General features: G+C 53.8%; 6 protein-coding genes. 5 read left to right on the top strand and 1 reads right to left on the bottom strand.

The features are described 5' to 3' along the window. A partial coding sequence (locus P8O70_02060; GenBank protein ID MDG2195669.1) for a GTPase domain-containing protein occupies window positions 1–686 on the top strand: 686 nt, incomplete at its 5' end. Between the two features lie 9 nt (window positions 687–695). On the opposite strand, the gene P8O70_02055 is transcribed toward P8O70_02060, so the two are convergent. Further along, window positions 696–998: a CDGSH iron-sulfur domain-containing protein gene (locus P8O70_02055; protein ID MDG2195668.1), complete on the bottom strand. Its 303-nt coding sequence runs from the start codon at window positions 996–998 to the stop codon at window positions 696–698. Window positions 999–1,132: 134 nt separating this feature from the next. On the opposite strand from P8O70_02055, the gene P8O70_02050 reads away from it, so the two are divergent. The 4 genes from P8O70_02050 to P8O70_02035 form a co-directional block, all read left to right on the top strand. Beyond that, window positions 1,133–1,417: a hypothetical protein gene (locus P8O70_02050; GenBank protein ID MDG2195667.1), complete on the top strand. Its 285-nt coding sequence runs from the start codon at window positions 1,133–1,135 to the stop codon at window positions 1,415–1,417. 54 nt (window positions 1,418–1,471) lie between these two features. Further along, a complete protein-coding gene (locus P8O70_02045; protein ID MDG2195666.1) occupies window positions 1,472–1,894 on the top strand; it encodes an S-adenosylmethionine decarboxylase in 423 nt (140 codons plus the stop codon). Between the two features lie 28 nt (window positions 1,895–1,922). Beyond that, entirely contained in the window at window positions 1,923–2,378 is a 456-nt protein-coding gene (speD, locus tag P8O70_02040; GenBank protein ID MDG2195665.1) for an adenosylmethionine decarboxylase, read from the top strand. Next, the coding region (locus tag P8O70_02035; protein ID MDG2195664.1) for a polyamine aminopropyltransferase at window positions 2,365–2,798 on the top strand (434 nt) is incomplete at its 3' end. The genes speD and P8O70_02035, both read left to right, overlap by 14 nt.

The following is a 2,798-nucleotide window of genomic DNA, read 5'->3' as shown; positions in this document are numbered from 1 at the left end:
AGTTGCAGGCAGCAACCGATGTGCTTCCGGTGGAGCAAGGCCTGACTCCCTACCTGCTGGAACAAGATGAACTCCCCCAGGCGCTTGTGCTCGACTCTGCTGGCTTTGGTCTTCATGCAGATGAAAAACTACCCAAGGCCTGGTGGAAAGCAGCTCGCAGTTCCGATGTGTTACTCTGGGTCTGTGCAGCCAATCAGGCCGCTCGGCAGGCTGATAAACGATTACTCGACCAACTCCGTGAAGAATTCCGCCAAGCCAACCTGCCCTCTCCCGTTCTGTTAGTGGTTCTGAGCAAGATCGACCTGCTCCGTCCCCTTCGTGAATGGGAACCACCCTACGACATCGAACAAGCCCTGCGTCCCAAAGCCCAGTTGATTCGTCAAGCGCTAGAAGCCGTCGCCCAGGACCTGGAAGCACCGACAGAGAGCGTGATTCCAGTCTGTCTGGAACACAGGAAAGTCTACAACGTTCAGGAAGTGCTGATTCCCAGTATCCTTGGAAGCCTGGAGGAATCACTGCGGCACAAGTACCTGCGTTGTCTACCAGACCTACAGTCTCGTCAAAATTGGGAGCAAAGCTGGGAACAGGCACGAGAGGCTGGACGCCTAGTTGCCAAGGGAGGATTACGACTGGTGCGTCGTGCTGCCCACAAGGTCAGCGAGTGGGAAGAGCGCATCAGTCGCTAGTGATTCAACTCAGAGGGCCTCACAGTTGCGGTGGGAACCATCACAGAACGGCTTCTTGTTGGAGAGTCCACAGCGACAAAGAGCCACTGTGCCTTCTTTTTCAATTTCGTTACCTTCGGAATCCACCACGACCACCTTGTAGCCCTTGATTGTATAAGGCCCTTTGGCTGACATCTGAATGCGCAATTCTTCCATTATTCCTCTGAGGATGGGTTGTTTGTGTCCAGCGGCAAACCATGTACCGCTTCTTCCAGTTTGACCAAATTGGATAAAATTCCTAGTCCAGAAATATTCTTCACGAAAATCTTGCATTCTCAAACAGAATATTGAATTCTGGTTTATTTTCGCTCAAATTTTTACTATTGCGTCCAAAAACGTTACCGATAACGTCAGGTTGGGGAGGAGTTGGTTCTCCAATCTGATGATTCACCCATGCTGGAGCAGTTATGGATCCCGAAAAACAGTGCCAGAGCAATGCGGAAAGGCAACGTACCTACCGGCTCAAGCTGCGTAAGAAGGGTTTAGAGAGAGTGGAAATCAAACTATCGAAGGATAGCAAGCAACTCCTCAAGAATCTTTGTCGTGATTTTGACATGAATCGGCACCAGCTCGTTCAGCGTTTGCTGGTTCGTGCGGCGGTCGCCGAGCGCAGCGCCCCGGAGTGGCTACGTAGTGAGAAGAAACTCCCCACCGGCCTGCACGCCTCTGAAATACCACCGCCCGCTGCCTAGCCGTAGCGGAATGCGGAGAAAATATTCCGAACCCCCCGACTGAAAGGAGTTTCCATGCTACTGGAACACAAGCACTTGATCGTCCGTGCTGAAATTCATCATCCCCCCTGCAACCCAAGCGCGATGGACGACTGGATGCGCCAACTGGTTCAAGACATCCGCATGAAAGTGCTGATGGGGCCCTTCTCAGTCTACTCGGACATGCCCGGCAACCAGGGCCTGACGAGTGTCACCATCATCGAAACCTCGCACATCGCTGTTCACGTTTGGGACGAAGTCTCCCCTGCCCTGATGCAGATGGACGTTTATTCCTGCGCTGAGTTTGACCCTCAACTGATTTTTGATCGCCTCCAGAGCGACTTTGGTCTCGCCAAGGTGGAGTGGAAATTTATCGACCACGAGCACGGACTGCATGAGATCCCTCTCAGCCGACCCATGCTTTTCCCGATGCCCGGTCTGCTCGAAGCAGTTGCCTGAACGGTTCACACTCACCAAGGAGTTTCTGATGGAACAAAATCTTTCTACCCTCAATAACTGGCCGGCCTACCATAACCTGGATGACGAACAGGACGCACAAGATCACTTCATTGTCCGTGAGGGCGTCTCCTGCGCAGGTGCTCACCTGATTGTCGATGTCTGGGGCGCAGATCAGCTGGACGATCTGGAACTGATGGAACACGCGATGCGAGAGGCAGTCGAGGCTGCCAAGGCCACCCTACTCCACATTCACCTGCACCACTTCACTCCCAACGGTGGCATTTCCGGAGTGGCCGTGCTGGCTGAATCACACATCAGCGTGCATACCTGGCCGGAGCGTCAATTTGCAGCTTTCGACATCTTCATGTGCGGTGATGCCAAACCAGAGCTGGCAGTTGAGGTGCTACGAACTCATTTTCAGCCCGGGCAGTTCCAGGTACAGGAACTGTTACGGGGACGTACAGGTAGCTATGGAGATATTTAGCGAGAAGCTCTACAAGGGCTACAGCCAACACCTGGAGATCACCGAGGTGTTCTTTGAGCAACGCACAGAGCACCAGCACCTGATCATCTTCCAAAACCCCTGCTTCGGTCGAGTGATGGCCCTGGATGGTGTGGTCCAGACAACTGAGGCTGACGAGTTCATCTATCACGAGATGATGGCCCATGTGCCACTGTTGGCGCATGGTCAAGCCACGGAGGTGCTGATCATCGGAGGGGGAGACGGAGGCATGTTGCGAGAAGTGGTGCGACATCCGAACGTCAAGCGAGTCGTGCAGGTGGAGATTGACCAGGCCGTGATCGAGATGTCGGAGCGTTTCCTGCCACAGCATTCCCAGGGGGCCTTTCAGGATCCACGGGTAGAGATCGTGATTGCTGATGGCCTGCAGTTTGTCCAGGAGAC

Source organism: SAR324 cluster bacterium (genome assembly GCA_029245725.1).
Classification (GTDB): Bacteria; SAR324; SAR324; order SAR324; family NAC60-12; genus JCVI-SCAAA005.
The sequence above is the reverse complement of the archived record's forward strand: the minus strand, read 5'-3'. Positions and strand labels throughout refer to the sequence as shown.

Coding starts and splice junctions, on each gene's coding strand:
- P8O70_02050 (MDG2195667.1), top strand. CDS start 1,133: ATGGATCCCGAAAAACAGTGCCAGAGCAATGCGGAAAGGCAACGTACC.
- speD (MDG2195665.1), top strand. CDS start 1,923: ATGGAACAAAATCTTTCTACCCTCAATAACTGGCCGGCCTACCATAAC.
- P8O70_02045 (MDG2195666.1), top strand. CDS start 1,472: ATGCTACTGGAACACAAGCACTTGATCGTCCGTGCTGAAATTCATCAT.
- P8O70_02055 (MDG2195668.1), bottom strand. CDS start 998: ATGCAAGATTTTCGTGAAGAATATTTCTGGACTAGGAATTTTATCCAA.